Raw genomic sequence first — 26,878 nt, 5'->3', positions numbered from 1 at the left:
AATCTCAGCCCCTTACCATGTTCGGTACATCCAGCGGCACGAAACCATAATGTTTCAGCCAGCGCAGATCGGTATCGAAGAAGGTGCGAAGATCGGGAATGCCGTATTTCAGCATGGCGATACGTTCGATCCCCATGCCAAAGGCAAAGCCCTGATATTCTTCCGGATCAAGGCCGCAGGCGCTCAGCACGCGCGGATGAACCATGCCGCAGCCGAGAATCTCCAGCCAGTCGTCGCCTTCACCAATCTTGATCTCCCCACCTTTGCGCGAACAACCGATATCCATTTCGGCACTCGGCTCGGTGAACGGGAAGAAGCTTGGACGATAGCGCACCGGCACATCATCAAGTTCGAAATAGGTTTTGACGAACTCAAGCAGGCAACCCTTCAGATGACCCATGTGAGTCTTCTTGTCGATCACCAGACCTTCGACCTGATGGAACATCGGCGTATGGGTCATATCGCTGTCAGAGCGATAGGTACGACCCGGCGCAATGATGCGGATCGGCGGGGTTTTGGACTGCATGGTCCGGATCTGCACCGGCGAGGTGTGGGTTCGCAGCACGAGGCGCGATCCATCTTCCTGTTCGGGCAGATAGAAGGTGTCCTGCATTTCACGCGCGGGATGTTCCGGCGGAATGTTCAGCGCGGTAAAGTTATGGAAGTCGTCTTCAACATCCGGGCCTTCGGCCAGGGCAAAGCCCATTTCGCCAAAGATCGAAACGATTTCATCAATCGTCTGGCTGATCGGGTGAATGCGGCCCGCGGTTTCATCCGGACGCGAGGACAGGGTGACGTCAATCCGCTCGCCCGACAGACGCGCCTCGAGAGCGGCATCTTCAAGGGCAGTTTTACGGGTTTCGATTGCGCCAGCGACCTGGTCCTTGACGGCATTAAGCGTCTGACCAAATTCACGACGCTGGTCAGGGTCCATCTTGCCAAGGTTTTTCATCAGGCCGGTAATGCGGCCTTTCTTGCCAAGGGCGCTGATGCGGACGTCTTCAAGCGCGGTCAGATCCGCTGCCTTTTCGACTTCCGCCAGAACCTCTTCGCGCAATGCTTCGATGTTTTCCATAACTTCCGACGCTTTGGCTTGGGTTTAAAAATCACAAAAAGAAAAGGGACGGCCAATATGGCCGCCCCTGATCAAATCAGGCAAGTGCCGATGAAACCTTTTTACAAAGGTTTATCAGTCCAGTGCAGCCTGCGCCTGGGTGACCAGAGCTTTGAAAGCTTCCGGCTCACGCACTGCGATGTCGGCAAGAACCTTACGGTCCAGTTCAACACCAGCCTTTTTCAGGCCATTCATGAACTGGGAATAGCTCAGACCATTCTCACGTGCGCCAGCGTTGATACGCTGAATCCAGAGCGAGCGGAACTGGCGTTTCTTAACGCGACGATCGCGGTATGCATACTGCAGACCTTTTTCCACAGCCTGAACGGCGGTGCGGAAAGTATTGTTGCGGCGACCGCGGTAACCCTTGGCAGCCTTAATAACCTTGCGGTGACGAGCGTGTGAAGACACGCCCCCTTTTACACGAGCCATTTAACTCTCCTTCAACCTTAACCGTACGGCAGGAATTTTTTGACGATGCGGGCATCTGCGTCACAGAGGATCTCCGTGCCACGTGCCTGGCGCTTCATCTTGGTCGGTTTCGCAGTCAGAAGGTGGCGTTTGTTTGCCACGTTGTGACGGACTTTTCCGCTGGCGGTCAGGCGAAAGCGTTTTTTCGCACTCGCTTTGGTCTTCATCTTGGGCATTTTTCTATCCTTGCAAAAGCAATGAAAACGAAATCCCCTACGGCGGCTGGGCATGCCCTGAAGGATTTATATAAACCTTCCAGCCTCACCACCTGTTTTGGGGACGGGTGGTTATAGACTCCGACTTTACCTTTTTCAAGGGCCAATTCAGCCCTTTCCCCTTGCTTTTTGGGACATTGAGCCGCCATTGTGCGCAGGCACCACTTTTTCAGACCAAATCCATCATCGCGCATTTTGCCATCTGACTGATCACATGTCGCAAATCACATCAATCATTTTGCCATTCTTTGCACTGATCGGCCTTGGCTGGATTGGCGGCAAGTTCAAGATCGTTTCACCCGACGGGATGCGCGGCATCAACGGGTTTGTGTTCTATTTTGCGCTGCCCGCCCTGTTGTTCAAGGCACTTGCAACCCGAAGCCCGTCAGAGATTTGGCAGCCTGACATAATCCTTGCCTATGGCGGCGGTACTCTTGTGGTTTATGGCATTTCGAGGCTCATCGCCTCACGCGTGTTCCATCTTGATCCGGCCAGCCAGACGCTGTTTTCCTTTGCCGGAACCATGGGCAATGTCGGCTTCATGGGGCTTCCGCTGATCATAGGGTTGCTTGGCCCTCTGGCGACTGTGCCGCTGATTGTCGCGCTTGCAGTTGATTTGATTGTGATGTTGCCGCTCTCCCTTTTGTTGCTGGAAGGGACAAAGCACGCCAAGGGCAGCCAGCCGACGGGCAAGATCATCAGAGGCACCCTGACGAACCCGGTTGTGCTTGCAATTATCATCGGCGTCCTTGCAAGTTTGCTTGATCTGGATTGGCCCGATGGCGTTGACTATTTGCTGGATTTGTTGGGGCAAAGTGCTGGCCCGGCGGCATTGTTTGCCATTGGCGTTGCGCTGGTTGGGCGACCGATTGCCGAAAAGCGCGCCGAACTTGCCACCATGTCGGTTGCCAAACTGATTGTGCATCCCATTGCAGTATTTATCGGGTTTTGGATTGTTGGCTCAGCAAGCGGGCTTGAAACAAAGGCCGTCTTGTTACTGGCAGCTCTTCCGACAGCCGGAAATGTGTTCGTGATAGCAACGACCTATGACCGCTATATCGTGCGCAGTTCTTCGATCGTGCTGGTGACCACCGCACTTGGCGTCGTCAGCTTTTCTATCTTTTCGGTCTATATTGAGACGATTGCCGGGTGGCTTGGCCAGTAAAAGGTTCAGAGCAGCCTAAGATCAGACAGAATGGCCGATAACATCATGCGGCTTCAGGCAACGGTCAGATAGCGGTCTTGATGGTATGCGCCCGACCGATCCATTTTTCGATTCGGCTCATAAGCTTTTCACGATTGATCGGTTTCAGGACGAAATCATTGCCGCCGGCGGCAACACCACCCCGCAGGTCTTCTTCACCCTGACGCGCAGTAACATAAATGATTGCACAAGCCAGATCGGGAAACTGGGTCCGGACATTGATCGCGGTCTCGAACCCGTTCATGTCAGGCATCATGATATCCATCAGGATGATGCGCGGACGTTTGGTCTTGAGAAGTTTAAGAAGATCCTTGCCAGAGGAAACACCCTGAAACGTGAACCCGCCGCTTTCGACGATTCGTTTCAGAAGAACCAGACTTTTGGGGTCATCATCGACGCCCACGATCAAAAGATCATTTCCGACTGGCATGGCATTCCCTCTTTGGCTTGAACCTTGGGGTAAAAGGCAAAACGCCGCGTCTTAACGCGGCGCCAGTACCATAATCATAACACGGCCTTCCATCTTTGGCATCATCTCCGGTTTTGCGAGGTCCTCAAGGTCCCCCGAAAAACGCTGAAGCATGCCAAGACCGAGGTCCTGGTGAGCCATCTCACGTCCGCGGAAACGCAACGTGACTTTCACCTTGTCTCCACCGCCAAGAAACTTCTGCGCAGCACGCAGTTTGACGTTGTAGTCATGGATATCGATGTTCGGACGGAGTTTGATCTCCTTGACCTCGATAACCTTCTGTTTCTTTTTGGCCTCGTTCTGCTTCTTGCTTTGTTCGTATTTGAACTTGCCGTAATCAATCAGCTTGCAAACTGGCGGCTCGGCATTCGGAGCGACTTCGACAAGATCAAGTCCAGCTTCCGCTGCCATTTCAATGCCCTCACGCACCGTCATCGGGTCGGACATGTTGCCTTCAGAGTCAACAACACAGATGGAACGGGCTTTGATATCCTCATTGACGCGCGGACCTTCCTTGGTCGGCTGCATCGGTTTGCGTGGTCGTGCTATGGATAATCTCCTATGGTCATCAAACAAATCGGTTAGAAACAGAAAAACACGCAAGGACGTTCAAGGATGTTTTCCTTGAAACCTGACCTAGCATATCCACGTGCGTTCAGAAAGCAATGATTTTAGGCAATTACAGCGCCCTCAAAGCGCCATTTTCCGCGCCTTTGTCCGAGATCGCCAAATTACACTGAAACCTGAATTTTTAGTCTGTCAAATCCAGACGTTCGCGAATGACTTCTATCACCCGGTTAACGGTGAGTTGGCGCAGATCACTCTCGCGTACAATACTGACTGCATTCGGCCCATGACCGCGCGGCGCACTGAGTTTCGGATCTGAGTCACGCGAAAACAATACAACTGATGGTGCTCCGGCAGCGGCGGCGATATGCATTGGCCCTGTATCATTGCCAATCGCCAGAACCGAACGCGCTGCAAGCGATGCAATATCAAGAAACCCGGTACGCCCCATCAGATTGCGTGCCTTCGGGCACATCTGATCAATCCGGTTCAAAACATCTGCTTCGCTATCGGTTCCGATCAGAACCGGAGTCAACCGATAGTCTGCCAGTTTCTTGGCAAGAAGACCAAACCGCTCAGCCGGCCAGCGTTTCGCCGGACGGTGTGGCGCTCCGCCGGGGCAGATCAGAACAAACGGGCTTCGAATGCCAAATCGGTCTAGGTCTATATCGGACCCTGAAATGTATGGTGCTGGAACATCCTTGATACCGGCATCAGCAAGCTGGTCCGCATGTCGATCAATCGTATGCATATTTGAGCGCTCAGGATTGGTATGTGGATGAGAGCACCCACGCGCAATCCCTGACCATTCCGGCTTGGGTCCCGGCCAAAACAGTTTATAATAAAAGCCGGTCCGGTCGGACGTCTGCAGATCATAAACCCGGTCAAAATTACCGTTCCGCAAAAACCGGCGTAATGCCAAGACTTCGCGCAACTGGCTTAGTCTTGGGCGCCGATCGATAGCAATCGAGTCAAAAAAGCCACTGGCCTTCATCAGATCAACATAAGGCCGCGTGGTCAGCACCGTGATATGCGCATCTGGATGGGCGGCACGGATGGCCGCAAACGGACCCATCGCCAAGACAACGTCTCCAAGCGCAGAAAGTTTGATAACAAGGATGCGCTCTTGTCTTGGATCTTCTGCCGTCACGATATGATCATTGCCAATATCAGGATTCTGGAAAGCCAACGGCGAACTTTCCGTTTGTTTGTCAGTCATGCGGCGTTCCTGATTACGCGTTTTAGTGCTTTCGCATAGACATACAAGGTCCGCTCCGCCATTTGTTCCAGAGAGTATTCTGCAATAACATGGTCCCGCCCCTTGGCGGCGAGCTTGGCACGTTTTTCAGGCGTCAGACTCAAAACTTGAACGAGCGCACGCGAAAGCTGATCAACTTCCCCCGGGCTTACCAGCCAACCGGTTTCACCGGGCAATACCGTTTCCATTGCACCGCCATGTGCGGTCGAAACGACCGGGCGTCCCATAGCTTGTGCCTCGGACGGCACCCTGCCAAATGCTTCTGGATCAATAGACGGACACGCGACGACATCTGCCAACATATATGCAGCAGGCATGTCGTTACAGTGATCAACAATATGCACGACATCCACAAGCCCTAATGATCGCGTAAGCTGCATTAGTTCATCACGATATGCGGTGCGCCCCTGATCAGACCCGACAATCAGACAACGCACTTTGCGGTGGCCAAGCATTTCAAGAACTGCGGGTAACGAACGGATCAAAAAGGTTTGCCCTTTCCAGCGTGTCAATCGTCCGGGCATTAGAATGACGAATTCTTCACCATTCAGGCGCCACTGGTTGGAAAGCGCAATCAGGCGTTCCTGACTGACATTTTCCGGATTAAACAGATTCACATTCGTCCCACGTGGCACGATATTGAGGCGATCCGGATCGACCTTGTAATATTTGTTGATGTGATTGGCGATGTGCTTGGAAATCGCAATTACCTGATCACCCATGGTCATGATCGCGTTATAGCGACGCTTGAACGGGTTATTGTATCCGGAATAGGTACCGTGGAAGGTTGTCACAAACGGAATGCAGGTCTTGCGTGCCGCAAAATATGCACTCCAGGCCGGTGCACGTGAACGGGCGTGAATGATATCGACACCCTCTTCACGGATCAGCTTGACCAACGCATCGATATTCTTGCGCATGGTCAGGATGTTCTTTGATTTAAGCGGCAGGGTGATGTGCTTGGCACCAAACCGATCAAGTTCTCGTTCGAGCCGACCACCCTGGGATGCGACAAGTGCCTTGCCACCACCATCGACAATAGCGCGCGCGATATCAACTGTTCCGCGCTCCACACCGCCGGCATCAAGTTCGGGAAGCACCTGTAAAATAACGGCAGGCCGATAGTCCCCACCTTGCGCTTGGGGCTCTGATCGATAGACTGTTTCTGTCATTACTTCTGACGCGCTCATGCAACTCCAACCATCAACACCCAAGGACAAATGCCCCGGATGACCCATGACCTGCCAACGCCACAGCCTGCAAAGCCCGAATATCTCAACCGTCCTGATGGCTTAAAAATCGCATACCATCACGTGCCGGGCAAGCCATCTGACGTACAGGTGCACAATACACCCGGTGTAATGTTCCTCGGCGGGTTCATGTCAGACATGACCGGCACCAAGGCAACCCACCTTGAGGCGCACTGCATTCGGCAGGGGGTGGCTTATACCCGCTTTGATTACACTGGTCACGGACAATCGTCGGGCAAATTTGCCGATGGCACCATCGGTCAGTGGGCACGTGATGCCATTGCAGTTCTTGATGAAATCACCTCGGGCCCACAGATTCTTGTCGGTTCTTCGATGGGCGGCTGGATCATGCTTCTCGCAGCCCTCGCCCGACCGGAACGCATTGCCGGATTGGTTGGCATCGCCGCTGCTCCTGACTTTACCGAAGACCTGATGTGGGCGCAGTTTAGCGAAGAACAGAAAAAGACCATTATGGATAAAGGCGCGCTGATTGAACCGACCGAATACGGTGATGATCCTTATACGATCACTCGCGATCTGATTGAGGATGGCCGCAATCAGCTTTTATTGCGCAAGCCGATTGATCTGAAATGCCCTGTCCGGCTGGTTCAGGGCATGCAGGATCCGGATGTGCCATGGCAGACAGCGATCCGCCTGACCGAAGCGCTGGCAACTGACGACGTTCGGGTAGATTTGATCAAGACCGGTGATCACCGCCTTTCGGAGCCAGATCAGCTTAACGTGATCACCAAGCATATCGACGAAGTGATCGCAAAGACGGCGGGATAATGCGTCGTCTCGCATAAATTACGTATGGCGATAGACGATCAGGCCAGAACCACCTGATCGTCTTTTATTTTCACTGCAACCGGTTCAAGCGCATCGCCCGAGCACGGGCCGGATACACATTCGCCGTCCTTGATGCGAAAGCGTGCGCCATGGGTCGAACAGATGATTTCATCGCCAAAGTCGCTGATGAATTCATCCGGTTCCATATCCAGCGGCACACCGATATGCGGGCAGCTGTTGATGTAGCCAAAGACGTCATCGCCCCTGCGGACAACGAAAATACCGGTACTGCCGAGATTAAGACCCTTTGCGCCAGTAGCATCGAGATCGCTGAGCGCGCAAAGCACCGTGCCGGGCGCAGGCAAATCACTCATGGATCCACCCCGCCCATCTCGCAGATCGCCGCCCACGACGCGTCATCAATCGGCATGACAGACAATCGCGATTGCTTGAGCAAGGCGAGATCGGAAAAGCGCGGATCGGCCTTGATATCGGCAAGGGTCACCGGCGTTTTCAACGGTTTGACCGTTTCGAAATCAACCTGAACAAACTTGCCCTTTTCATCGGTCGGATCCGGGTAGTATTCCCGGACCACCTCGACAATCCCGACAATGCGTTTTTCATTGACCGAGTGATAAAAGAACGCCTTGTCACCGATTTTCATCGCGCGCAGGTTCTTGGCCGCCTGATGGTTACGCACACCATCCCAGCCCTCGACACCTTTCTTGACCTGATCGTCCCACGACCAGCTTCCCGGTTCGGTTTTGACCAGCCAATACGCCATGGATCAGAAGACCTTCTTGAACGGACGAATAACAACGGATTCGAACAGGCCAGCCTTGGCATAAGGATCATTGGCAGCAAATTCGCGCGCGTCTTCGATGGCATCAAACTCGATGATAAAGACCGAGCCGTTCATGCCTTCCATATCGGGATCAAGGGTCGGACCCGCTGCGACGATGCGATCAGCAAAACCGCCTTTGATATAGGCAAGATGGTCTTCGCGATTGGCCTTGCGCACATCAAGGTGGCCGGGCTTGTCAACACAACGGATGTAGAAATGCATGGACTGTTTCCTGCTACTTTATGGGATCAATGACCGTAAAGTGACAGATGGTTCAGCCATTCTCAAGCCGAACCAACACTGTGCCAATCCGCGATGTGAAAAATCAGTCGGCCTTTTCAAGCTCGTCACGGAATGGGCGCTGCAGCAGGGCATTAATTGTGCTGCGCAGATCCGCATCGTGATTGGCGACCTGATCAACAGCCGTACAGATCGGCATTTCGACACCATATTTGCTGGCAACGGCGGTGATGGATGCCGCGGTATGCACGCCTTCGGTCACGGAACGGCGTTCAGCCAGAATGTCCTGTGCCTTGCGACCTTCGCCCAGCGCGACACCAAAGGTGTAATTGCGTGATAACGTGCCGGTGCAGGTCAGGGTCAAGTCACCAAGGCCGGCCAAGCCCAGCATGGTTTCAACCCGGCCACCCATTGCAACCGCCAGACGCGACATTTCGGCAATACCACGGGTAATCAGGGCTGCACGGGCGTTATCACCCAGTTTCAGTCCGGCCACCACGCCACTGGCAATCGCCAGAACGTTCTTGATCGCACCAGCCACCTCAACACCAGCGACATCGGTACTGAAATAGGGACGGAATTCCGGCGTGCCGATCAACTCGACCAGACGTTTGCCCAGGGCACGATCTTCACAGGCCAACGTGATTGCGGCTGGCAGGCCGATCGCAACCTCCTTGGCAAAGGTCGGGCCCGAAAGGACCGCCACCGGCACGTTTCCAAGGGTTTCGGAAACCACCTGTGCCATCAGGGCACCGGTTTCCTTTTCAATGCCCTTGCAGCAAATTACCGCCGGGAGCTGATCTGGCCAATGCGATGACAATTTGATCAGGGTTTCACGCAAATGCTGTGCCGGCGTCACCAGCAAGACCGCATCAGAATCACGCAGACCTTCGTAATGTGTGGTTGCGCGCAACGCCCCCGGAAGCTCGATACCCGGCAGGTAAAGATCGTTCTCACCTTTAGTGTTTATCCGATCAGCCAGTTCTTCGTTGCGCAAAATCAGTTCAACGTCTTCACCGGCCCGCACAGCCTGCACAGCCAGGGCCGTTCCCCAAGCACCGCCACCCACAACTGTAATGCGCTTTTTCATGATGTTTGTCCGGCAAAAATGAAGTTGTTTCGAGGATCGGCAAATACGTCAAACGCGACAGATGGGCCTTACGCCTTGACCCCGGCACCCGGGCGTTTGGGGGCCTCAGGATCCAGTGGCCAGCGCGGACGCGGCTTGAAATCAAGATCATCACGCTCGCCCAGACGGAACCGCTCCAGACCGGCCCATGCAATCATCGCGGCATTGTCGGTGCAAAGATGAAGCGGTGGTGCGACCAGTTCCATCCCGGCCTGATCGGTCAGTTCCACCAGACGTCCACGCAGATACTTGTTGGCCGCAACCCCGCCGGCAAGCACCAGCGTTTTGCCGCCGGGGTAATCACGCATGAATTCAAACACGGCATTGCGCGCGCGATCAATCAGGGTATCACCCACCGCGCGCTGGAAAGATGCAGCAAGGTCGGCCTTAACCTCATCAGTTTGTTGTTCGACCGGGAAGCCATCCAGATAAGTCCGAACAGCTGTCTTGAGACCCGAGAAGGAGAAATCGCACCCCGGCCTTCCACGCAATGGGCGCGGCAAACCGAACCGGTTCGGATCACCCTTGGCGGCAATCTTTTCAAGTGCCGGACCACCTGGGTAACCAAGCCCCATCATCTTGGCGGTTTTGTCAAACGCCTCGCCGACCGCGTCATCAATGGTGGTGCCGATGCGCTTGTACTTGCCAACACCCTCGACAATCAGGACCTGACAATGCCCACCGGACACCAGCAACAGCAGATAGGGAAATGCGACGTCATCAGTCAAACGCACAGTCAGCGCGTGACCTTCCAGATGATTGACGGCAAGGAACGGTTTTTGGGCGGCAAAGGCAATCGCCTTGGCCGTCATGGTACCAACCATCACGCCACCGATCAGCCCCGGACCCCCGGTGCAGGCAACGGCATCAAGATTATCAAAATCAACACCGGCATCATCCATGGCCTCGGCCACCAGACGATCAAGATGTTCAAGATGGGCACGTGCGGCAATTTCCGGCACCACCCCGCCAAACGGTCGATGATCGTCAAGCTGGGACAACACACGGTTTGCCAGAATTTCGCGCTTGTCGTTCACGACAGCAGCGGCCGTTTCATCACAGCTTGTTTCGATACCCAGAACGATCATGATCCTGATCCGTTTTACCAACTCTGCCGACACGGACGGCAATCGGAATCCTATTACAGATGTGACGATGATGTAGCGGAAAGTTCATGCGCTTTCCACCCCCGTGCAGCGCAAGTGCCATATGCAGTTATCGCGCTTCACGAAGGCAGCGAAGATTTTGAACCGCGACCTAAATCAATGCAGCCCAGTTTCGAGCGATTACAATAACCGAAAATTCAGCCTATTGCCGGTGGCAATAGGCTGCCCGCAGACCTTGTTTTTAAACAGTTTTAAGACTAAGACTTCACTCATGACAGATACAGCAAAACTTCGCATCGGTACCCGCGGTTCGCCCCTGGCTTTGGCACAGGCGCATGAGGTTCGTGACAAACTGGCAAATGCCCATCCGGAGCTTGCCGAAGAAGGCGCAATTGCCGTCACCGTGATCACCACAACCGGCGACAAGATTCTTGATCGTGCCTTGTCGGAAATCGGCGGCAAGGGACTGTTTACCAAGGAAATCGATGATGCCCTTCTGGGTGGCGAGATCGACCTTGCTGTTCATAGCATGAAGGATGTGCCAACTGTTTTGCCCGATGGCATGATCCTGCCAACCATCCTGCCACGCGAAGATGTCCGCGACGCATTTATTTCGCTGAAATATAAAAGCTTTGCCGAAATGCCCGCCGGGTCCGTGATCGGATCGGCCAGCCTTCGTCGTCAGGCCATGATCCTGAACAAATATCCCGATCTCAAGGTCGTGACATTCCGCGGGAATGTGCAAACCCGTTTGCGCAAACTCAGCGAAGAACAGGTTGATGCCACACTTCTGGCAATGGCCGGCCTGAACCGTCTCGGACAGCCCGACATCGCCACAGCCCCGATTTCCGAAGACGATATGTTGCCGGCGGTTGCGCAAGGCGCCATTGGCATTACCATCCGCGAAGATGATGCACAGTGCAAAAAATGGCTGGCTGCGCTTCATTGCGAAACCTCTGCCATTCGTGTGGCAGCAGAACGTGCAGCGCTTAAGGCACTTGATGGATCATGCCGCACCCCGATCGCAGCGCTGGCAGAGTTTCAGGATGATGGCGGTCTGCGCCTGCGTGTATCGATTGTGCGTCCGGACGGCAGCGAACGCCTTGATACCGAACGCATGATCGCCAAACCGGATATCGCAACGGCAATGGCGGCTGGCACGGATGCCGGTGAAGAACTCAAGCAACGTGGCGGACCGGACTTCATTTCCGCCTGATCTTGGTAACAGACTGGGACGCAGATGGGACCCTTGGTGCTAAATACCCGGCCCGATACCGACTCTGCCGACCTTTTGGCAGCACTTGACAAGCGCGGCTATCGTCACCTGTCTGCGCCAATGCTGAATATTATCTTTCGAGTGCCGACAAGCCTGCTTGATATCAAGAAATACCAAGCAGTGATTTTCACATCGGCGAACGGGGTCCGGGCATTTGCCAAACTGACCGGGGATCGGTCGCTTCCGGCTTATTGTGTTGGCGACGCGACAGCCAGAACGTGCGCCACATTTGGCTTTGATGATGTTTGTTCGGCAAATGGTGACATCAACGATCTGGCAGCCTTAATTCGCAAAAAAGTTGATTCCGCACATGGACCACTTTTCCATCCAGCCGCGCGTAAAACGGCAGGTGATCTTGGCCAGATGCTTTTGACTGATGGATATGACGTCGATCGGCAAACCGTTTATGAAGCACAAGAAAGCAAGTCGTTCCCAGAAGTCGTTTTAGAGGCGCTTCGTAATCATCATATTGAAGCTGTTTTATTTTTCTCTCCCCGCACTGCGGAAACCTTTGTTAAGCTGGTCCGCAGCTATAAGCTGGAAAGAGACTTGTCCGGAACAAGCGCGATTTGCCTAAGTCCGGCGGTGCAATCGAAGCTATCCGATCTTACATGGTATAGAACACGCGTTGCATCACAACCGACACAAGAATACCTTCTTTCCGAGCTAGGATCCCTGTCGTAATGGCTTCCTGCGCCTGACGCCGTCTTGGGAATAACCGCAAACTGCAATGGTCTGATCGTGAAAACACCAGAAACGCCAAAAACCAATGCTTCCGCAAAATCGGCCGACACCAAAGAGTCGTCTGACACCATTTCCGTAGATAGCAAAGGCAATGCGAAATCGTCGGCCAAAGCGGCCGATACCGGCACAACTGCCAAATCCAGCGTGCCAAACTCAGGCACGGTCAAATCTGGTGACACCACTGCGAAAAAGGACGGAAGCCCTGCGGACAAAACCGCAAGCAGCACAACTACCGCAGCAACTGGCACGTCAAAACCCGACACCAAAACCGGTGACGATAAAAAGGCATCGGCAGCGAAATCGAGCGCGCCCGCAAAACAGAAAAGCGGTGGCGGCAAAGCGCTGTTTTTGTTTGTGATCATTATCGTCGGTGCCCTGGCAGCAGGCTGGCTGACACGCGCAATCTGGTGGCGCGATGCAGAACCGGTTCTGACCGAGTATGTACCAAGCGACATTCTTGCCGAAATCGCACCTGAGGGCTACGGCCCGGATGCGACCAATGGCAGCGAGATTACAGTCACCAACACCCCGTCAGACAATGGTTCATCTGATGGTGCAACGCCTCCTGCCCCCAACGAAGATGCCGCCATGGCCGAAAAGGATGACGGCGTGTTGGCGACCGAAGAAATGCTTCCGACTGTTACGGATGAAAGCGCCTCGACCGCGAACTCCAACCCCATCCCGGATGGATCTGTTGTCATTGATCCGGACCTGACCGAACGCCTGTCGCGTTTGGAGGGCACGATTGATGCGCTTCGCGAACGTCTGAATAATGAACGTGGCGATACGCTGAACAACACGGTTGCGCGCCGCATGGCAGAAATCGAAACCCGTACCGCCCCGATTGAGGAGCTGGCAAGGGTCGAAAGCGAACTGGCTGGTGTCGCCAATGAAATGCGCGAGCTGTCTGCCCGCCTGTCGACCATGGAGGAAGAAATTCGCGCGACCAGCGGCCTGCGGGTTGAAAGCCGCGGTCAGGCCATTGCCATGGCCGTGACCATTCTGCGTGATGCCCTTCAGCGTGGCGGGCCGTTTGTCATTGCCCTGAACCAGCTTGAACGCAGTGCAGGCGATGACGAAGTCATTGCAGAACAGATCGCAACCCTGAAACCATTGGCAGATCAAGGCGCACCGACGCTTGAAAAACTGCGTCAGTCCTTCCCGGCGATGGCACAGGAAGCAGTTGCAGCTGCCACGGATGATCATTCGGGCAGTGTCCTTGATGCGACTTGGGCGAACATCAAAAAGCTGGTCCCGATCCGGCGCGTTGATGCCGCAGGCGAAGAGTCGCTTGAAGGTCGCCTGGTTCTGGCTGAAAACGCGTTGGCACAGGATGATCTTGATGCCGCCGTTGCCGCCCTTCAGGGGGTCGAAGGTGACCACGCCGCAGCCGCCGTCAGTGACTGGCTCCAGGCTGCCGAAAACCGTCAGACCCTTAATCAGGCAATTGCGACGCTGAGTTCTCACGCGATTACCATTCTTACCAGTACCAGTTCGGAGGGCAGTCAATGATCCGCCTTCTGATATTTATCCTTATTACGGCAGCACTGGTTTTCTGCACCGTCTGGTTTGCCGATAATCCGGGCCGCATGACGATTGTCTGGCTGGGATATCGCTTTGACGGATCAATTGGCATGGTCGCGCTGGGCCTTTTGGCGCTAACCGCCGTGCTCGTCCTGCTGTGGCGCGGCTGGACAATCATTGCCAATTCGCCGGGCTGGCTTGGCCGTCTGCTGGGCAGCCGTCGTCGCAAGAAAGGCCAGCAAGCCCTGACCATGGGATTGCTGGAACTGGCGTCTGGCGACGTGCGCCAAGCACTGAAACATACCCGTGCGGTCGACCGTTATCTAGAAGACGATACCTTGACCCGGCTTCTGACAGCACAGGCGGCAGAATTGGACGGCAATAACGACGCCGCCAAGCGCCAGTTCGAAGCGATGCTGGAAAAGCCCGACTCCGCGTTCTTTGGCCTGCGGGGCCTTTTGCAATTGGCGTTGAAGGCCAATGACCGCGAAGCCGCCCTTGATTATGCCGAACGGGCACACCGACTGCGTCCACGCAATCCCGCGGTCATCGTGACACTGTTTGACTTGCTGCTGACCTCAAGACGCTGGGACCGGGCGCTTAGCCTGTTGATTGATGCAGAAAAGGCCGCCGTCTTTAGTGAAACCGAACTAACCCATCGCCGTGCGCTTTTGATCACGGCCAAGGCAGAAGACGCGATTGCCGAGGGCGAAAACGCAGAAGCCACCAAGCTTTTGCGCAAGGCGCTGAATTCTGCACCCGATTTCACCGGTGCGGCTGTGCTTCTGGCCGGGCTCTATCGTGATCTGAAACAGGATAGCAAGGCACGCGACGTCGTGATCCAAAGCTGGCGCACAGCCCCGTCGGCAGCACTAGGTGCGATTTTCCGTGAAACGCTGACTGGCGATCCGTTGGCAAAAGTCAAAGCGGTCGAAAAACTCGTCGCGACCAACCCCGGTCATGTCGAAAGCCAGATCGTTCTGGCCGAAGCAGCGCTTGAAGCCGATCTTTGGGGTATTGCGCGCGGCAACCTTGAAAAGGCCATGGCAATCAAGGCCGAAGCCCGGCATTACCGGCTGTTGGCCGATCTTGAACTGCGTGAAAATCAGGATGGCGCGAAGGCCCGTGAATTGCTGATCAAGGCAAGCCACGCCAACCCGGATCCGGATTGGCGTTGCGGGGCCTGTGGGGCCGAAACTGACCGCTGGGTCGTTTCCTGCCCGTCCTGTCATTCGTTTGGCAGTGTCGACTGGCGCGCACCGCTTCGCGTTCATCAGGACGAGGCCACCAAGGAAAACGCAAAACCGGAAACCGCAAAACCGTCCTCCATTGCACAGACCGGCACCGTGATTGATCAAGATGCCGATGAAGATAGACAGGGCGACAAAGCGGCCGTAAAGGCCTAGGTTCAGGTTCCAAAAGCACAAACAAAAACCCCGGGGAAATCCCCGGGGTTTTCCATTTGGTATCTAACAGCGCTTAGTGGCGGAAATGACGCATACCGGTAAAGACCATGGCAATGTCATTTTCATCGGCTGCGGCGATGACTTCTTCGTCACGCATGGAGCCGCCTGGCTGGATCACTGCGGTCGCACCCGCCTTTACCGCGGCCAAAAGACCATCGGCAAACGGGAAGAACGCATCAGATGATACGACTGAGCCCTGCGTGCGCAGATCGCTCTCTCCAGCATTCTTGCCAGCTTCTTCGGCTTTCCACGCGGCAATGCGCGAGCTGTCGACGCGGCTCATCTGACCGGCACCGATACCAACAGTCTTGCCGTCTTTGACATAGACGATGGCGTTTGATTTGACATGCTTGCCAACACGGAAGGCAAACAGAAGGTCATCAAGCTCTGCCTCGGACGGCTTCCGCTTGGTGACAACTTTCAGCTCTTCGCGTTTAACACGACCCGCATCGCGGTTCTGAATCAGGTAACCGCCCGCCAGTGACCGCAGGGTCATGTCTTCGCCTTCCGGATCGGCCATGCCACCGGTGACCAGAAGACGCAGGTTTTTCTTCGCTGCCAAAACTTCCTTGGCCGCTTCATCTGCATCCGGGCAAATCACGACTTCGGCAAACAGTTTGGCGATTTCTTCGGCCGTCTGCTTATCAAGGGTACGGTTGACCGCAATGATGCCGCCAAAGGCCGATACCGGATCACAGGACAGTGCCTTGTGATAGGCATCAATCAGGCTCTCACCTTCGGCAACGCCGCACGGGTTGGCATGCTTGATGATCGCAACAGCCGGCTTTTCATCGAACTCGGATACCAGTTCGAACGCGGCGTCGGTGTCGTTCAGGTTGTTAAACGACAGTTCCTTGCCCTGAAGCTGGGTTGCGGTGGCCACACCCGGACGGTTTTTGCCGTTGGTGTAGAACGCGGCCTGCTGATGCGGGTTTTCACCGTAACGCAGCGTCTGTTTCAGTTCGGCAGAAACATTCAGGCGCTGCGGGAAGGTTTCACCAAGTTCACCAGCAAACCAGCTGGAAATTGCCGAGTCATATGCACCGGTGCGGGCGAACGCCTTGGCGGCGAGAACGCGGCGGGTTTCAGCAGTGGTGGCACCTTGATTGCCCTTCATCTCGGCAACGACGCGGTCATAATCAGACGGATCAACAACCACAGTCACGGACTCGTGGTTCTTGGCCGCAGAGCGGATCATGCTTGGGCCACCGATATCGATATTTTCGATGCAGGTTTCGAAATCGGCACCCTTGGCAACAGTTTCCTCAAACGGATAAAGGTTCACACAAACCAGATCAATCGGGGAAATGTCGTTATCTTCCATGGCCTGCATATGGCTGGAAAGAGAACGGCGGCCCAGAAGGCCGCCGTGAATCTTCGGATGAAGAGTCTTGACACGACCGTCCATGATTTCGGGAAAACCGGTGTGATCGGCAACTTCCTTGACCGGTACGCCAGCGGCTTCAATCGCCTTGGCTGAGCCACCAGTTGACAGGATTTCAACACCCTGTGCGTGGAGGGATTTGGCAAATTCGACCAGACCGGTCTTGTCCGAAACGGAAATAAGCGCGCGCGCAATACGAGCAGTCATTGGGTTCGCTTTCATGCATCAATGTGATGAAGGTTGCGGACCCATTGATGATATATCGGCCCACAAAATCAGGAATGCGCATGGCTGCTCGTGCATGCGAAATGAAAGTGTGCGGGCAAACCGGCCTTCGAACGGGACCGGACAACAATGCATCCGATCCGGGCCGACACATGATCAATGAGTCCGAACCATGTTTCGTGCGGAGCTTTAGCATGTGCGACGCAAAATGTGGACCCCGAATTCTTGCATGGCGGCTTTTAACAATCAGGCCAGCAAACCTTATCGCCCAGCGAAAAACGGGGCGGCATCGCTGCCACCCCGTTCTGATTTTACCAAGTGTCGGATCAGGCAACGTTTTTACGCACGCCCAGTGTTTTGAGCGCCTCATTAAGTGAGGCCTGCTCAAGCCCGCCATAAAGCGCAAGTTCGTCACGAACCGGCGCACCAAGGCATTCTTCGAACACATCCTGGTTGGATTGTTCGGAGTAGTTCTTCTGCTCGTCACTACCAAGATTCGATTGGAAAATCCCGGCCGCACTGACCGGCAGGAAATCCTCGTAAATGATCGGGTCGGCGCGCAGATAGCCCTGATCGACTAGTTCATTGATCGCGGTTGCCGGATCAAGATCGCCTTTCTTGGCCGCATTCAGACCAGCCTTGGTCGGGCTATAGCGGAAGAAAGCCAGTTTTTCGACACGCAAGGTCTCATAATCATCCGGGAAGGCGCGGAAACGCTCTGCCAGTTCGGTTTCGTAATCACGCGCATTCGACCCACCGGCATTGATTTGCACCGCATGGCGGGTCGCAGCCAGAAGCGTGTCATAAAGCTTGCGGCCCTCGGCGGTCAGGGCAATACCGCGCTGCTCGATCTCGCCAAAGCGGGCGGTATGGGTGCCGACCGTTTCATCACGACGATCACCGATAAAGTTCACCCGTTCTTCAAGCGCCTTGAAGCTGGTCTGGCGCAGCAGGATCGGGCAAAACCGTGCGGGTGGGCCTTCGACAATTGCCTTTGGCGTGATGCCGCGTTTGGGCATGTCTTGCTGCACAGCATCGATATCAAGAGTGCGCGGGGTTAGGTGGTTTATATGCGGCCCCTTGAAGCAAACCACATCGGCAATCAGGCGATGGGCGTCATGAAGTTTCCGATAGGTTTCAAGCGTGACCGTCGCATCGCTGTGCCAGCGGAAAGTTTCCAGAGCCTCGGCAACGAATTGCTCGGCCTGTATACGGGTCAGGCCGCCATTCTTCTCTGCCAGATAAATCAGCTTGATGGCATCCGGGGTGAAGATGTCGCGCTTTGCCAGAATGTTCTCGGCCTCATTGCGCAGATCTTCGTCTTCGATCAGCTCCAGACGCAAAAGCGACGTGAAGACACGGAACGGATTGCGTTTAAGGGCTTCCTCGTCTATCGGGCGGAAGGCCGTTGAATGCACCGGCACACCGGCAACAGACAGATCATAATAGCCCACTGGATGCATGCCCATGACGGCAAACAGGCGGCGCATATTAAACAGCTCTTCCGGTTTGCCGAGCCGGATCGCGCCGTGGCGTTCAAGGTCGATGCGCTCGAGTTCGCCATTATATTCAAGGCTTTCGGCAAGCTTTGGGTCGGCTTCCAGTTTGTTCTGATTGATCTCGGAAACAAGCTCCATCAGGGTGCCGTATTGTGGCACTTCGCTGCGATACATGTCGGACATCGCACTGGAAAACATCGAACGAATTTCATCGGGATGGACAAAGGCGTCTGTCGACATGGGGCCTCCAAAAGACGGGATCACATTGAACCTGTGGAATGGCCTTATTCGGCAAGATCATTCCCATTCATCATCAGGATGGCAAAATATGGTCCGGTTTCGGGCATGACAAACGACAATTTTGCACGAATTCATTCCATTAAAGAATGAACGTGCAGATCATTGAAACAACAATTGGAAATGCGGTGAAAAACCGCTTTTAAGAAGCTGCCTCGGTTTCGCTACCGTTACTATCTGCAAAGATCGACTTCACACCGATCTCGGGCGGCTGGAATTCTGGCACTAATTGGCTGATCAGCTCCAGCGTTTTGGAAGTGTTGCGGTTGGTGGCACTGTCTTCGAGCGCATCAAAGACCTGCTTGATCAGGCCATAATCAACCACACGCGGGGCCGCCAAAAGCACCCCATCGGTCTCGGTCGGGACCGGTGGCTCGGAATCGTGAAAAAGCTCTTCATAAAGCTTTTCACCCGGGCGCAAACCGGTGACCTTGATTTCCACATCCTTGTCCGGCTGCAAGCCCGACAACAGGATCATCTGTCGCGCCAGATCGATGATTTTGACTGGCCGACCCATATCAAGGACGAAGATCTTGCCGCCCTCGGTCACTCCGTGGCGCCCCAGCTCAGCTGATTGCAAAACAAGCTCCACGGCCTCGGCGATCGTCATGAAGTAACGGGTGATACCTTCGTGGGTAACGGTCAGCGGGCCACCGGCCTCAAGCTGGCGCTTGAACAGGGGCACCACAGACCCAGTAGAACCCAGAACGTTGCCAAAGCGCACAGTCACAAACCGGGTCGAGCCGCGCTGATCAAGCGGCATGGTTTCCAGCGCCTGACAGTAACATTCTGCCAGCCGTTTTGATGCCCCCATGACGTTGGCGGGATTCACCGCCTTGTCGGTTGAAATCAGAACCATTGTGCCAACACCGGCCGCACGGCAGGCCTCGGCCACATTGCGCGTGCCCAGCGTGTTGGTCAGAATGCCTTCATTCGGGTTGTGCTCAACCAGCGGCACATGCTTATACGCCGCCGCATGGAACACGATTTCAGGTTTGTAGAGATCAAAAACCTGACCGATGCGGGTTTGATCGCGGACATCCCCCAGGATGCTCTCACGCGGCAAATCCGGATATTTTTCCGCCATTTCCATATCGATGGCGTAAAGCTGGAATTCCCCGGCATCCAATAAGGTCAGGCTGTCCGGGCCATAGGATGCGATCTGACGCACCAGTTCCGAACCGATTGATCCGCCAGCGCCAGTCACCAGAACCCGCTTGCCGGCAATCATTTCGCGCACACGATCGCGATCCAATCTTGCCTGCGGGCGACCGAGCAAATCCTCAATCGCCACCGGTCTGATTTGCAGCGGATCGGCCAGGCCTTCGCGTAGATCGCCGAGTTTGGGCAGACGGGCCAAGGTCATGCCATAGCGATCAGCAATCTCGACCCACTTGGCGTTATCTTCATGACGCAGTGCATCGCCACTCAGCACCAATCGGCGCGGCAAGCCATGCCTGCCCTTTTGTAATTTCTGAATGACATCTTCGAGCTGATCGACAGTCGCCAGAACGTCAACGCCATGCATGTTGCGACCAACCCGGCCCTGCGTCAGCGAAACGATGCCAATCACCTTGAACGGGGTATTAGCAGATCGTTCAGTTTCACGGATGAAGGCTTCGGCTTCATCGCCCGCGCCGATCAACAAGACCGGTACACGTGCTGTTCCCTGACGCACCAGTGCGCGTGCCGTCGATTTATCCTTGGCAATCCGATAGGTCAGGCGTGCCCCGCCTATCAACGCCATCAGCAGGAACCACTGTATGACTGGCGCCGAACGTGGCATCCAGTCCAGCCGCGTTGTAAAAAACAGAACAAGGAAGAGGATTGCAACCGCAACCGATACAGCCTTGGCAATCCGGATAACGTCGTTGAGCGACGCATAGCGCCAAATGCCACGATACAGGCCAAAACACCAAAAGGATAAGCCTGCAATCAGCGTGAAAATACAGGACGAAAACAGGATATTTTGAGGCGCATAGTAAACCACACCGTCTCCGACCCTAAGATACAGGGCCAACGGGAAGGAGAGTGCCGCCATGAAAATATCATGTACAAAAGCGATATGACTTCTCTGGATGAATCGCAGCATGCGGTCCCTTACCGGCAGATTTATGTTTTTATAAGGATATACCCGCTTGGCGACAGACGGATAAGGGTTTCTTTTCGCGCTCTGCTCACATCAAGTCAAGCAAAGCGCACAAGCAAAATATTACATGCCAGATGAATGGCGAACCGGCGTGTAGACCATTGTGCTAACCAATCCGAGCGTAACGATGAAAGCAGAAAATTGAACTCCGAGCAGGCCGCTAACATTAACTAGTGATTGTTTGTAAAGACACTTAATAAATTCAAAAAGCACGGCGACCATCACATTGTAAAACGTACGTCACCGCAAGTCCGGCAAAAGTCATCGTTGGATCGCCCTTGTCCCTGTCCCCATCAGATTGATCCGTCTGGATTAGCCGGACCGATCCCCTATCGCAAGGCTTTTCACCCTACTCCTTATAGCATCCTTAACGATACAACCGCACAAAGCAGCCATGCCATGCAAAACCATGCTTGATGCTTTACAGTTTGTCGCGCTGCGCTTAACTACTGCACATAAACCGAAACCGGAGATATCCTTTGGCAGAACGTCGTTCCCGTCCATCCCAGCGCAACGCCCCCCGCAAACAGGCGGTCGAGGCCCCTGATCCGCGCATGCTTGCGCTCAAGACCCTGCAGGAACTGCGCGGCGGTGAAGTGACGTTGGATGAACTCCTGTCAAAGCATGGCTATGGCCTGCCGTCGCTGGATCGAAATTTCCTGCGTCAGCTTCTTGGCACCACGCTGCGCCATCTGGGCGAAATTGATGCAGTCCTTGCCCCACGTTATCAGCCGCCGCAGGACCGGGTTGCCGCACGCCTGACCAACATCATGCGTCTGGGTGTCGCCCAGCTGTTCTTCATGGATACAACCGATTACGGCGCAGTTGACAGTACGGTAAACCTGACCCGCGATGCCGGTTTGCATAAATATGTCAAGCTTGTGAACGCGGTGCTGCGCGGTCTGCAGCGCGACGGGTTTGAATGGCCCGAGGGCGTTGAAGACTGGCAGCTTAACATTCCGGCATGGCTGCGCGGATCATGGAAAAAGGCCTATGGTGCCGAAATCGCGCAGGGTATTGCCGAAGCAAGCCTTGGTCATGCAATGCTCGATCTTTCGATCAAGGATCGCAGCCAGAGCGCAGAGTGGGCCGAAAAGATGGATGGCATTGTCCTGCCGACCGGATCGGTGCGGCTTGAATCGGGTCGTCGTATCCGTGACCTTCCGGGTTACAAGGATGGCGACTGGTGGGTGCAGGACGCAGCAGCCGCCATTCCGGCAACCCTGTTTTCGGCCTACAAGGACAAAACCATCTATGACCTTTGCGCTGCACCGGGTGGCAAGACCATGCAGCTTGCATCCCTTGGTGCGAGTGCAATTGCAGTCGATAAATCCGAAGGCCGCCTGAAGCGTGTTTTCGAGAACCTTGAGCGTGTTTCACTGGGTGCCGCGGTTGTCACCGGTGACGCCACCGATCTGGCGCCTGATACGCCGCGTGCCGATGCCGTATTGCTCGATGCGCCGTGCTCGGCCACCGGCACCATTCGCCGCCATCCCGATATTCTGCTGCGTCAGAATGACAAGCTGATGCAATCGCTTCTGCCGATTCAGACCAAGCTGCTTAATCAGGCGGACAAGCTTTTGAATGTCGGGGGCGAGCTGATCTATTGCACCTGTTCGCTACAACCCGAAGAGGGCGAGCATCAGGTCAAATCGTTCCTTGCCGATCATCCGAACTATGAACGCAAAGCCATCACCGCCGACGAACTGGGTGGTTGGGATGAGGCAATCAACGAAGCAGGCGAACTTCGCATTCTGCCGATCCACATGGCTGATTTTGGCGGTATGGATGGCTTTTTCTGTGCCCGCCTTGTCAAAAAATCCTGATTTTCAGCCACAAGATCACGGCTTAACGCACACAAGGCAGCCATGAGTCCCATTCGGGTGACATGGGGTGCAATCTGGGGTATGAAGGCCGCGAATTTCCCGTATCCCATATCGCTTCAGGACCTGTGACGCATGACCACGTCAAACATTAAAATCGCACCTTCGATCCTTTCAGCAGATTTCGCCCAGCTTGGCGTTGATGTCCGCGCTGTTGACGAAGCCGGTGCTGACTATATCCATATCGATGTGATGGATGGCCACTATGTACCGAACATCACCATTGGCCCGGACGTGGTCAAGGCACTGCGCCCGCACAGTGACAAGGTGTTTGACGTGCATCTGATGATCGCGCCTGTCGATCCTTATATCGAGGCATTTGCCAATGCCGGTTCTGACATCATCACGATCCACGCCGAAGCTGGCCCGCACCTGCATCGGTCGCTGCAGCTGATCAAGTCACTGGGCAAAAAAGCCGGTGTCTCGCTCAACCCGTCGACCCCGGAAAGTGTGATTGAATATGTCATGGACATGGTCGATCTGGTTCTGGTCATGACCGTGAACCCAGGCTTTGGTGGTCAGAAATTCATTCCAAGCCAGCTTAAGAAGATCAAGCGCATCCGCAAGATGATCGATGCGACCGGCCGTGATATCGACCTTGAAGTCGATGGCGGCGTAAACCCTGAAATCGCCCCGCAGGTCATCGAAGCCGGTGCGAACGTGCTGGTCGCAGGCTCTGCCACCTTCAAAGGTGGTCCGTCTGAATATGCCAACAACATCAAAGCCATCCGCGGCGCATAATCTGCGACAGCGTTGATCGCCCAAACAAGAAAGGCCGGTGCATATCGCTCCGGCCTTTCTTGTATCTGTCTCAAACCCAGCAATCAGAAATCGATGCAGCGGCCCTTGTTTTCCCAATCGCCAAAGCGGGTCGGCTCCGGACCTTTGGGTCCGCCAATCTCGCGGGCCTTGGCAGCTGCTTCCTTGGCAGCCTTGGCCTCATTCAGGGCGTTGATTGCATCCTGAGACAGCTTGGGCGCTTCTTCTGCACCGGCTATGCCCTCAGACGCCGGATTGGCTTCTGCCTGCGGCTCTGCCTTCTCCTTGGGAACTTCGTGAATGACGGTTTCGCGGAACTTTCCGGCCATTCGGCTTCTCCTGTTTTGGGCATGGCCCTGTAAATCACATTTCCCAAAGAAATAACGTGCGAGACCCATATCGGCAAGTCCACTGACCACCGGGCAGAAGCATGCACAAACCCAAGTGATTTCAGGCCTTTGGAATCAAACAGGGAATCCTGATGTGGCCGCGTGCGAAAATTTGGAAAAAACAGACTCTTTTCGCGCAGGCTCAAAGCCGCTATTCCAAGCTTACGAGCAAAACAAGGAGAAACCATGCGTCCAATTCCCCAGCGTATCGCCGAAGAACTTTCGGTTCGTCCGGAACAGGTCATTGCCACCGTCGAGATGCTTAACGAAGGCTCCACCGTTCCGTTCATCGCCCGTTACCGCAAGGAAAAGACCGGCGGGCTTGATGACACCCAACTTCGTACGCTGGAAGAACGCCTGCGCTATCTGACCGAACTTGAAGAACGCCGCGCATCCGTGCTTGAGAGCATCCGCGAACAGGAAAAGCTGACGCCGGAACTCGAAGCCGCGATCAACGAGGCTGATACCAAGACCCGCCTTGAAGACTTGTACCTGCCTTACAAGAAAAAGCGCCGCACCAAAGCCCAGATCGCGCGCGAAGCCGGGCTTGAGCCGCTGGCAGATGCCCTGTTTAACGACCCGACCCTGGATCCGGAAACAGAAGCCGCCAGCTTTGTTGATGCCGATAAGGGGATTGAAGACACCAAGGCCGCCCTTGATGGCGCACGCCAGATCCTGATGGAACGCTTTGCCGAGGATGCTGACCTTGTTGCCAAACTGCGTGACCATCTGTGGAATGAAGGTGAAATCACCGCGTCTGTCATCGAAGGCAAACAGGCCGAAGGTGCCAAGTTCTCAGACTATTTCGAGCATTCCGAAAAAATCAAAACCTGCCCATCACACCGTGCGTTGGCCCTTTTCCGTGGGCGCAACGAGGATATCCTGCAACTGAAACTGACCCTTGGCAAAGAAGACGAAGACCGTCCGCGCAGCCAGCCAGGCCGCGCCGAGGTGATGATTGCCGCCCATGTAGGCATTGCCGATAAAGGTCGTGCCGCCGACAAATGGCTGATGGACACGGTCCGCTGGACCTGGCGCGTCAAACTGTCGCTGTCGATTGAGCTTGATCTGTTTGGCACCCTTTGCGATGCCGCCGAAGAAGGTGCGATCAAGGTCTTTGCCGATAACCTGAAAGACCTGTTGCTGGCGGCCCCCGCCGGGCAAAAGGCCACAATGGGTCTTGATCCGGGTGTGCGTACCGGGGTCAAAGTTGCAGTGGTTGATGCCACCGGCAAGCTTGTCGATACCGCAACGGTTTATCCCTTCCAGCCACGCAATGACGTCGAAGGCGCGATCAATACCATGGCTGCATTGGCGGCCCGCCATCAGATCGAACTGATCGCGATTGGCAATGGAACCTTTTCACGTGAAACAGACGAACTTGCCGGTCAGATGCTTAAACGCTTCCCAGCACTTAAGGCCACCAAGGTCATCGTCAACGAAGCCGGTGCTTCGGTTTATTCCGCATCGCAGTTTGCGGCCGAAGAATTCCCCGATCTTGATGTGTCGCTTCGTGGTGCAGCCTCCATCGCACGCCGCCTGCAAGATCCGCTGGCAGAACTGGTGAAGATCGAGCCGAAATCTATCGGTGTCGGGCAGTATCAGCATGATGTATCGGAAACCAAACTGGCCCGTTCGCTTGATGCCGTGGTTGAGGATTGCGTGAACGGTGTGGGTGTTGATCTTAACACCGCCTCCATCCCGCTTTTGACCCGTGTGGCAGGCCTGACCGAGACGCTGGCGCGCAATATCGTTGGGTATCGCGACTCCAACGGAGCGTTCCAGTCGCGTGCGGATCTTAAAAAGGTCGAGCGTCTTGGACCAAAGGCGTTCGAGCAGTGCGCGGGCTTCTTGCGCATTCGCGGCGCCAACAATCCGCTTGATGCATCGGCTGTGCACCCGGAAGCCTATCCGCTGGTAGAAAAAATCAGCGCCAAGGCCGCCAAACCGCTCGCCGAACTGATCGGCGATTCGGCCTTTATCAAGACACTCCGCCCCGAAGATTTCGCCGATGACACATTTGGTGTCCCGACCATCCGCGACATCATCGCCGAGCTTGATAAGCCCGGCCGTGACCCCCGCCCGGAATTCAAGACCGCCAAATTCACCGAAGGTGTCAACGAGATCAAGGATCTGCGCACCGGCATGAAGCTTGAAGGTACCGTCACCAACGTGACGAATTTCGGGGCGTTCGTTGATATCGGTGTGCATCAGGATGGCCTTGTTCATATTTCCCAACTTGCTGACAAGTTCGTCGAAGACCCCCGTCAGGTGGTCAAGGCCGGTCAAATCGTTTCTGTGACCGTGATGGAAGTCGACGCACAGCGCAAACGCATCGGGCTTTCTATGAAATCCGCACCGGATTACGAAGCCACACGTGAAAAGCGCGCCGACAATCGCGGCGATGCACCGCGCGGCAACCGTCCGCAGCATTCATCAGGCCCGCGCCATCAGGGTGGTCAAGTTCGTGGCAATGCCGGTGGTAACGTCGGCGGCGATGGCGGTGCGATGGCTGCCGCGCTCAAGGCTGCGATGGAACGTCGCAAGTAACCTATCGCCAAAAGTCTTCGAAACGGCGGGATGGCACATACCAATCCCGCCGTTTTTCTTTTGCCCAATCATGCCGA

General features: G+C 55.0%; 25 protein-coding genes. 9 read left to right on the top strand and 16 right to left on the bottom strand.

What is annotated here, in order from left to right; genetic code table 11:
* Nucleotides 1-4 precede the first annotated feature (4 nt).
* The 3 genes from pheS to rpmI form a co-directional block, all read right to left on the bottom strand.
* Entirely contained in the window at nt 5-1,075 is a 1,071-nt protein-coding gene (gene pheS / locus AC5Q5A_RS01750) for a phenylalanine--tRNA ligase subunit alpha (protein ID WP_493894122.1), read from the bottom strand.
* A gap of 114 nt (nt 1,076-1,189) precedes the next feature.
* The gene (gene rplT / locus AC5Q5A_RS01745) at nt 1,190-1,546 is read right to left on the bottom strand and encodes a 50S ribosomal protein L20 (RefSeq protein ID WP_008888574.1); all 357 of its coding nucleotides are present in this window, start codon (nt 1,544-1,546) and stop codon (nt 1,190-1,192) included.
* A gap of 17 nt (nt 1,547-1,563) precedes the next feature.
* Nucleotides 1,564-1,761, bottom strand: a complete 198-nt coding sequence (rpmI, locus tag AC5Q5A_RS01740) for a 50S ribosomal protein L35 (RefSeq protein WP_008888575.1) — start codon at nt 1,759-1,761, stop codon at nt 1,564-1,566.
* A 253-nt stretch (nt 1,762-2,014) separates the two neighbouring features.
* Here rpmI and AC5Q5A_RS01735 point away from each other — a divergent pair, with 253 nt between their 5' ends.
* Nucleotides 2,015-2,965 (top strand): AEC family transporter, encoded by a 951-nt coding sequence (locus AC5Q5A_RS01735; RefSeq protein WP_493894121.1) that lies wholly within the window; start codon nt 2,015-2,017, stop codon nt 2,963-2,965.
* Between the two features lie 64 nt (nt 2,966-3,029).
* Here the strand turns inward: AC5Q5A_RS01735 and AC5Q5A_RS01730 are convergent, their stop codons facing one another.
* The 4 genes from AC5Q5A_RS01730 to AC5Q5A_RS01715 form a co-directional block, all read right to left on the bottom strand.
* Nucleotides 3,030-3,434 (bottom strand): response regulator, encoded by a 405-nt coding sequence (locus AC5Q5A_RS01730; protein ID WP_008888577.1) that lies wholly within the window; start codon nt 3,432-3,434, stop codon nt 3,030-3,032.
* Nucleotides 3,435-3,485: 51 nt separating this feature from the next.
* Entirely contained in the window at nt 3,486-4,001 is a 516-nt protein-coding gene (gene infC / locus AC5Q5A_RS01725) for a translation initiation factor IF-3 (protein WP_008888578.1), read from the bottom strand.
* Nucleotides 4,002-4,224: 223 nt separating this feature from the next.
* Nucleotides 4,225-5,259 carry a glycosyltransferase family 9 protein gene (locus tag AC5Q5A_RS01720; protein WP_493894120.1) on the bottom strand — a complete coding sequence of 345 codons (1,035 nt, stop codon included), beginning with the start codon at nt 5,257-5,259 and terminating at the stop codon, nt 4,225-4,227.
* Complete coding sequence (locus AC5Q5A_RS01715; RefSeq protein WP_493894119.1) at nt 5,256-6,488, bottom strand: glycosyltransferase family 4 protein; 1,233 nt, start codon at nt 6,486-6,488, stop codon at nt 5,256-5,258. Before AC5Q5A_RS01715 ends, AC5Q5A_RS01720 begins: the two co-directional genes overlap by 4 nt.
* A 39-nt stretch (nt 6,489-6,527) precedes the next feature.
* Here AC5Q5A_RS01715 and AC5Q5A_RS01710 point away from each other — a divergent pair, with 39 nt between their 5' ends.
* Nucleotides 6,528-7,337, top strand: a complete 810-nt coding sequence (locus tag AC5Q5A_RS01710; RefSeq protein ID WP_493894118.1) for an alpha/beta hydrolase — start codon at nt 6,528-6,530, stop codon at nt 7,335-7,337.
* Between the two features lie 38 nt (nt 7,338-7,375).
* Here the strand turns inward: AC5Q5A_RS01710 and AC5Q5A_RS01705 are convergent, their stop codons facing one another.
* The 5 genes from AC5Q5A_RS01705 to tsaD form a co-directional block, all read right to left on the bottom strand.
* A complete protein-coding gene (locus AC5Q5A_RS01705) occupies nt 7,376-7,711 on the bottom strand; it encodes a Rieske (2Fe-2S) protein (protein ID WP_493894117.1) in 336 nt (111 codons plus the stop codon).
* Nucleotides 7,708-8,121 (bottom strand): EVE domain-containing protein, encoded by a 414-nt coding sequence (locus AC5Q5A_RS01700; protein WP_064787792.1) that lies wholly within the window; start codon nt 8,119-8,121, stop codon nt 7,708-7,710. Before AC5Q5A_RS01700 ends, AC5Q5A_RS01705 begins: the two co-directional genes overlap by 4 nt.
* A gap of 3 nt (nt 8,122-8,124) precedes the next feature.
* The gene (locus AC5Q5A_RS01695; RefSeq protein WP_008888584.1) at nt 8,125-8,403 is read right to left on the bottom strand and encodes a YciI family protein; all 279 of its coding nucleotides are present in this window, start codon (nt 8,401-8,403) and stop codon (nt 8,125-8,127) included.
* A gap of 103 nt (nt 8,404-8,506) precedes the next feature.
* The gene (locus AC5Q5A_RS01690) at nt 8,507-9,511 is read right to left on the bottom strand and encodes an NAD(P)H-dependent glycerol-3-phosphate dehydrogenase (protein ID WP_493894116.1); all 1,005 of its coding nucleotides are present in this window, start codon (nt 9,509-9,511) and stop codon (nt 8,507-8,509) included.
* 68 nt (nt 9,512-9,579) lie between these two features.
* Nucleotides 9,580-10,638, bottom strand: coding sequence for a tRNA (adenosine(37)-N6)-threonylcarbamoyltransferase complex transferase subunit TsaD (tsaD, locus tag AC5Q5A_RS01685; RefSeq protein WP_493894115.1), 1,059 nt, complete (start codon nt 10,636-10,638; stop codon nt 9,580-9,582).
* 289 nt (nt 10,639-10,927) lie between these two features.
* Between tsaD and hemC the strand changes: the two genes are divergently transcribed.
* From hemC to AC5Q5A_RS01665, 4 genes are read left to right on the top strand one after another with little or no spacing between them, the layout of a single operon-like run.
* Nucleotides 10,928-11,872, top strand: coding sequence for a hydroxymethylbilane synthase (hemC, locus tag AC5Q5A_RS01680; protein ID WP_493894114.1), 945 nt, complete (start codon nt 10,928-10,930; stop codon nt 11,870-11,872).
* Between the two features lie 36 nt (nt 11,873-11,908).
* The gene (locus AC5Q5A_RS01675) at nt 11,909-12,616 is read left to right on the top strand and encodes a uroporphyrinogen-III synthase (RefSeq protein ID WP_493894113.1); all 708 of its coding nucleotides are present in this window, start codon (nt 11,909-11,911) and stop codon (nt 12,614-12,616) included.
* A 57-nt stretch (nt 12,617-12,673) separates the two neighbouring features.
* Complete coding sequence (locus AC5Q5A_RS01670) at nt 12,674-14,188, top strand: COG4223 family protein (RefSeq protein ID WP_493894112.1); 1,515 nt, start codon at nt 12,674-12,676, stop codon at nt 14,186-14,188.
* The gene (locus AC5Q5A_RS01665) at nt 14,185-15,606 is read left to right on the top strand and encodes a heme biosynthesis protein HemY (RefSeq protein ID WP_493894111.1); all 1,422 of its coding nucleotides are present in this window, start codon (nt 14,185-14,187) and stop codon (nt 15,604-15,606) included. Before AC5Q5A_RS01670 ends, AC5Q5A_RS01665 begins: the two co-directional genes overlap by 4 nt.
* A 73-nt stretch (nt 15,607-15,679) precedes the next feature.
* Here AC5Q5A_RS01665 and purH read toward each other — a convergent pair whose 3' ends face one another.
* The 3 genes from purH to AC5Q5A_RS01650 all read right to left on the bottom strand — a co-directional run bounded on the left by purH (nt 15,680) and on the right by AC5Q5A_RS01650 (nt 21,112).
* Nucleotides 15,680-17,257, bottom strand: coding sequence for a bifunctional phosphoribosylaminoimidazolecarboxamide formyltransferase/IMP cyclohydrolase (gene purH, locus AC5Q5A_RS01660; protein ID WP_493894110.1), 1,578 nt, complete (start codon nt 17,255-17,257; stop codon nt 15,680-15,682).
* A 344-nt stretch (nt 17,258-17,601) separates the two neighbouring features.
* Nucleotides 17,602-19,014, bottom strand: coding sequence for a 2-oxoadipate dioxygenase/decarboxylase HglS (gene hglS / locus AC5Q5A_RS01655; RefSeq protein ID WP_493894109.1), 1,413 nt, complete (start codon nt 19,012-19,014; stop codon nt 17,602-17,604).
* A 199-nt stretch (nt 19,015-19,213) separates the two neighbouring features.
* Nucleotides 19,214-21,112 carry a polysaccharide biosynthesis protein gene (locus tag AC5Q5A_RS01650; protein WP_493894108.1) on the bottom strand — a complete coding sequence of 633 codons (1,899 nt, stop codon included), beginning with the start codon at nt 21,110-21,112 and terminating at the stop codon, nt 19,214-19,216.
* Nucleotides 21,113-21,699: 587 nt separating this feature from the next.
* On the opposite strand from AC5Q5A_RS01650, the gene AC5Q5A_RS01645 reads away from it, so the two are divergent.
* Together AC5Q5A_RS01645 and rpe are read left to right on the top strand one after the other, a co-directional pair.
* Nucleotides 21,700-23,046, top strand: coding sequence for an RsmB/NOP family class I SAM-dependent RNA methyltransferase (locus AC5Q5A_RS01645; RefSeq protein ID WP_493894107.1), 1,347 nt, complete (start codon nt 21,700-21,702; stop codon nt 23,044-23,046).
* Between the two features lie 132 nt (nt 23,047-23,178).
* Nucleotides 23,179-23,844, top strand: a complete 666-nt coding sequence (rpe, locus tag AC5Q5A_RS01640; RefSeq protein WP_493894106.1) for a ribulose-phosphate 3-epimerase — start codon at nt 23,179-23,181, stop codon at nt 23,842-23,844.
* Between the two features lie 83 nt (nt 23,845-23,927).
* Here the strand turns inward: rpe and AC5Q5A_RS01635 are convergent, their stop codons facing one another.
* Nucleotides 23,928-24,191 (bottom strand): DUF1674 domain-containing protein, encoded by a 264-nt coding sequence (locus AC5Q5A_RS01635; protein WP_493894105.1) that lies wholly within the window; start codon nt 24,189-24,191, stop codon nt 23,928-23,930.
* A gap of 246 nt (nt 24,192-24,437) precedes the next feature.
* On the opposite strand from AC5Q5A_RS01635, the gene AC5Q5A_RS01630 reads away from it, so the two are divergent.
* Nucleotides 24,438-26,801 carry a Tex family protein gene (locus AC5Q5A_RS01630; protein ID WP_493894104.1) on the top strand — a complete coding sequence of 788 codons (2,364 nt, stop codon included), beginning with the start codon at nt 24,438-24,440 and terminating at the stop codon, nt 26,799-26,801.
* The last annotated feature ends 77 nt before the right edge of the window (nt 26,802-26,878 follow it).

It is taken from the genome of Thalassospira sp. CA1 (assembly GCF_059052855.1).
The sequence above is the reverse complement of the archived record's forward strand: the minus strand, read 5'-3'. Positions and strand labels throughout refer to the sequence as shown.